This is a genomic window from Secundilactobacillus silagei JCM 19001 (assembly GCF_002217945.1).
GTDB classification, from domain to species: domain Bacteria; phylum Bacillota; class Bacilli; order Lactobacillales; family Lactobacillaceae; genus Secundilactobacillus; species Secundilactobacillus silagei.
The window spans coordinates 1-4669 of the sequence record NZ_BCMG01000022.1 but is presented as its reverse complement, the minus strand read 5'-3'; the positions used below and the strand labels follow the sequence as shown (position 1 = coordinate 4669).

Genomic DNA, 4669 nt, shown 5'->3' with positions numbered 1-4669 from the left:
CTGCAATAGTTGAGTCCCACGAATCCACATCTTAGCAGGACTGAAAGTATGCATCCATGTGATCACACCGGCAACTGAATCATCATGATTAGCATCCTTCATCAGCTTAGTAATGTTGTCAGCTTTAGTAGCTGTCAGTTTAAATTCAATTGGGTAAGGTAAGTTGCCGGACTTGTTTAATTTATCAACAATATCTTTGGCATCTTTTTCAACGGACTTTAACTGTTCGTCACCATATAAAAATTGACTGCCAGTAACAAACCAAAACTTGTAATCTGGGGTACTTAACATAATAGAATATCTCCTTTTCTAATTTGATGATTTTAAAATTTGATAACTTTAATTTATGAACGAGCTGCATGGTCCTTTGAGTGTGCATTATTCTGACCATAGTAGGCATTGGCACCATGTTTACGATAATAGTGCTTATCCAATAAATATTGTGGTAGTTCAGAACTCTGATGCGTCAGTTCCATTGTATGGAAGTCTTCTTCTGCGACAACTTCCAAAACTTTGGAATTGTAAACCGCTTTATCTGGTGTCGGTCCCCAAGCAAACGGGCCATGCTGACTAACTAAGGCAGCTGGTACGGCTTCATAATCCAAGCCACGTTCTTTAAAGGTTTTTACGATTGTCTTACCAGTGTTACCCTCGTAATCTTCTTCAATTTCTTCCTTGGTTAAGGCGTCCGCAGCCGGAACATCACCGAAGAAGGTATCCGCGTGAGTCGTGTTCATAGCTGGAATATCCATCTTAGCGGCGGCAAATGACACTGCCCAAGGTGAATGCGTATGAACGATTCCGCCAATCTTTGGAAAATGATTATATAGATACGTATGAGTTGGTGTATCACTGGATGGATTCATGTCACCTTCAACAACCTCACCCTTTAAGTTCACAACAACCAAATCTTCAGGCTTTAATTTGTCGTAGTCAACACCGGATGGCTTAATGACGAAAAGCCCCTTATCACGATCAATACCTGAGACATTCCCCCAGGTAAAGGTGACTAAACCTAGTTTAGGAAGTTGCATATTAGCTTCATAAACCTTTTGCTTAAGATCTTCTAGCATTTTAGCGTACTCCTTTTATTAAAAGTTAAACAAAGTAACGGTATGAGAAGTAACATTTATTATTTCTTGTATTAATAGCTGAAAATCATTACCCAATAAGAGTAAAGCCACAAGAATTAGGACCAAATCATTACTAAATAGCATTAAAACAAACAATTCGTACATCCATTTATTGATATGTTAACCGCTTACATATTGAATTCTATAACATTTATACTGATAAATCAATGCATTTTTATATTTATACGCATAGAAAAGGATGATAACACATAAAAAAGCCCTAAGGCTACTGGCCTTAGGGCTTCCACTTATTTAATAAATTCACTAAGATAGTTAAAAAACTGTTCTTCTATGCTTTTAATTAATTTTCTTCACGGAATCTCGAATCACCATTTCTGGACCATACACGATGGACTTCACTGGCTTCTTTGCTATTAATTCCATTAACAGCTGTGCAGCATCGTGTCCCATTCGCTCTTTTTCATGCACCATGGTAGTTATAGGCGGATCCATATATCGGACAACGTTATAATCATCGAACCCGGTAATTGAAATATCATCTGGAATAGAAAGATCCATTGATTTTACCATATCAATCACACGAATAGCTAGTTGATCATTATAGCAAACGATAGCAGTTGGTCGCGGGGTTGCTTGAATAGCATGCTCAATCTTAGCCAAAACCTGTTTAATAGGGTCCATTGATTGATACATAATAATATTACTCTCGAGCGCAATAGTAGCGTGTTCTTGATAGGCCTTGATAAACCCATTCATTCGATTAACGCCTTGCAGATCATCTACTTTAAAAACACCCACTATTCGCTCGTGTCCCAACTCAATTAAATAATTGGTCAATTGTTTTAATGCACCAGTATCATTAGTTGTCACAGAGGGCGCGTTCAACTCTGGAATATCATATTTAGCGTTGATAAATACCATTGGTAAACCAAGTGCTTTAATTTTTTCATATAAATCACGATTTTGAGTGGGTAACGTACTTTGAGTCGGTTCAATAATTAACCCTGCCACATTACTTTGCAACATCGTGGTGAGCGAGCGACGTTCTAGCTTTGGATCATTGTGCGTATTCGCCAGCAATATTGAGAAACCATTATCGGAAATAATTTGATCAGCTCCGTTGATAATACTCGGAAAAATGTAATTTGCAATATGAGTTGCAATTACACCGATCATTCGGTTAGAGGCTGTATTTTTAGCCTGAGCTGCTTGCCAATCATTGACGTACATCCCACCACCTTGAATCCGATAAATATAGCCTTCGTTTTCAAGATCACCAACAGCTCTTCTTACTGTATAACGACTAACACTAAATTCCTCCATAAGTTCCGATTCAGTGGAAAGCTTTGCACCAACATCGTAGGCACCAGACAGAATTTTATCTTTTATGCCATCCTCCACAATTTCATATTTTGCTTTCATACTTAAACTCCCATTTATACTCAGCTAACTCACTGTGTTTAACTGCTAGTATTAATATTTTTATTTATCCTATTATTTTCATTTCTATAGTATAACTAGTCTTAATTATTTCAATAGTTACCAGTATAACAAATTTATTGAACTAATGCCTAATATCGGGCTTTTATAGGCCTATAAAAAGCCATTAGCTTTAATCCCTTTACTAATTACTAATAAATAATAGCAGTGTGTACCAAAAATAGTCTGATTACTAGTCAATAACGACCAATAATCAGACTATTAATTTCAAAATGGTATTTAAAACAACCAGTCTAAATTGACAGTTTCCATTCTAACGTGTACCTTCAGCTTCAATTTCTTCCAAGGTTTTACCCTTCGTTTCAGGAACAAAGAAGTGAGTGAATAGAACACCCAGTACACAGATAGCACCGAAGATTGCAAAAACAGCTTCTTGTGACATAGCAGCAGTCATGATTGGGAATAATAGTCCAACTGCAAATGAACCGATCCAGTTGAATGATGATGCTAACCCAGCTGCCTTACCACGAATAGCCAGTGGGAACATTTCACCAACGATAACCCAAGTAAGCGGCGCCCATGTGAATGAGTAAAAGGCAACGTAAATACTCAGGAATACAACAATCATCATTGGATTTGCGTTTGGATCCATTTTGTTGATAATAGCAGGCAGGAAGAATGATAATGCCATAACACTACCACCCATCATAATCAAGGTCCGACGCTTGAACTTTTCAGCAATTGCCATGTAAAGCAACGAGCCCAATACCAAAATCACACCTTGAATGATTGGCCACATCAAAGCATTGCTTGCGGCACTACCAGTTGCTTTTTCAACAATTAACGGAATGTAGTAAAAGATGGCATTGGCGCCTTGGAACTGCTGAAAAGCGGCAACCCCAACACCGGCAATAACTAAGTAACGATATTTTCCTGTAAATAGTGTTGAGTAATGGGTACTCTTTGAGGCAGCAGTTTCTTGACTAGCAGTCTTTTTGATATCCTTTAATTCACCATCAATTTCGTCTTGTGAATCACGAACGTAACTTAAAACCCGCTTAGCAGCTTCTTCATCACCATGCTTTACTAAGAAACGAGGAGATTCAGGCAACCGTAAGACACCAAAGAACAAAATAATAGCAGGAACCGCAGCGAAAGCAAGCATTACACGCCAGCCCCAACCTGTAGGTAAACCTTTCAAGACAAAGTCCATGATGTATGAAATCAGCATCCCGGAAACGATCATCGTTTGGTTCAAGCCTGAAAGACGACCCCGTAATCTGGCAGGAGCTAATTCAGACATGTATGGCGGAACTAAGGCAGATGCAGCACCAACTGCAAGTCCTAAGAAAATACGTACAATGATCAAATAAATTGAGCCATCATTTGGTGCAATCCCTGATAAAAGTGAAAACACGGCGAAGATAACGGCAGAAATCAAAATCATCTTACGACGACCAAGTCTATCTGAAAGTTGTCCAGCTAATGCACCACCAAAAATAGCACCAAACATAACTGCTGAAGTAATCCAACCTGTTAGTGAAGCATTAGTTATATTCCAATCAATTTTCAAGAATGGTAGTGCACCGGTCATAACACCAATGTCGTAACCAAATAAAATGCCACCAAATGATCCAAAGAAATAAATGAACCAACTTGGAATTCGTTTTTCATTTGTCATAACAAATACCCCTCATTTTTAATTTCCAAGAGACCTAAGTAGAATCTAATAGTATCTTCCTCAGTAAACGGTGTAAGCGATTTACTTAATCAATAATTAGAATGTCCATAAATACAAGAAAATACTATCTGCCGAAAACGAGATCTTGAACCATCAAGATAACGCTTACAATTGTTATATTATTATATTTATACGTAAAAGTCAATGGTGTTTTTTAATTTATAGAATAAATAGTTCAAAAATACTGATATTTTTATTCTTTAATTATTTTAATAGCAATAAAAAGGGGATACCTACGCGGATATCCCCTTTTAATATATTTATCTGTATAAATTATTTAATGTTAACTAAGTGTAAGTTGACCATATTGGTAAAGTCTTCAACCTGTTGTGCCGTTACACCGAATGAGAAGACAGTATGGTGACCACCACCGTTTTGAATCCATTGGGTAGCG

General features: G+C 37.4%; 4 protein-coding genes and 1 pseudogene. All 5 read right to left on the bottom strand.

What is annotated here, in order from left to right:
* A pseudogene (locus CES79_RS12295) lies at positions 1-291 on the bottom strand (L-arabinose isomerase); the annotation flags it as partial.
* Positions 292-344: 53 nt separating this feature from the next.
* Complete coding sequence (locus CES79_RS12290; RefSeq protein ID WP_054656486.1) at positions 345-1073, bottom strand: L-ribulose-5-phosphate 4-epimerase; 729 nt, start codon at positions 1071-1073, stop codon at positions 345-347.
* Positions 1074-1430: 357 nt separating this feature from the next.
* The gene (locus tag CES79_RS12285; RefSeq protein WP_089137370.1) at positions 1431-2516 is read right to left on the bottom strand and encodes a GntR family transcriptional regulator; all 1086 of its coding nucleotides are present in this window, start codon (positions 2514-2516) and stop codon (positions 1431-1433) included.
* Positions 2517-2847: 331 nt separating this feature from the next.
* The gene (locus tag CES79_RS12280) at positions 2848-4215 is read right to left on the bottom strand and encodes a sugar porter family MFS transporter (protein WP_054656487.1); all 1368 of its coding nucleotides are present in this window, start codon (positions 4213-4215) and stop codon (positions 2848-2850) included.
* A gap of 333 nt (positions 4216-4548) precedes the next feature.
* A complete protein-coding gene (locus CES79_RS13220; protein ID WP_089137360.1) occupies positions 4549-4656 on the bottom strand; it encodes a hypothetical protein in 108 nt (35 codons plus the stop codon).
* Positions 4657-4669: the final 13 nt, after the last annotated feature.

What these genes read in the sequence shown, in the direction of transcription:
- CES79_RS12290 (WP_054656486.1), bottom strand. Translation starts at nt 1,073, where the DNA reads ATGCTAGAAGATCTTAAGCAAAAGGTTTATGAAGCTAATATGCAACTT.
- CES79_RS12285 (WP_089137370.1), bottom strand. Translation starts at nt 2,516, where the DNA reads ATGAAAGCAAAATATGAAATTGTGGAGGATGGCATAAAAGATAAAATT.
- CES79_RS12280 (WP_054656487.1), bottom strand. Translation starts at nt 4,215, where the DNA reads ATGACAAATGAAAAACGAATTCCAAGTTGGTTCATTTATTTCTTTGGA.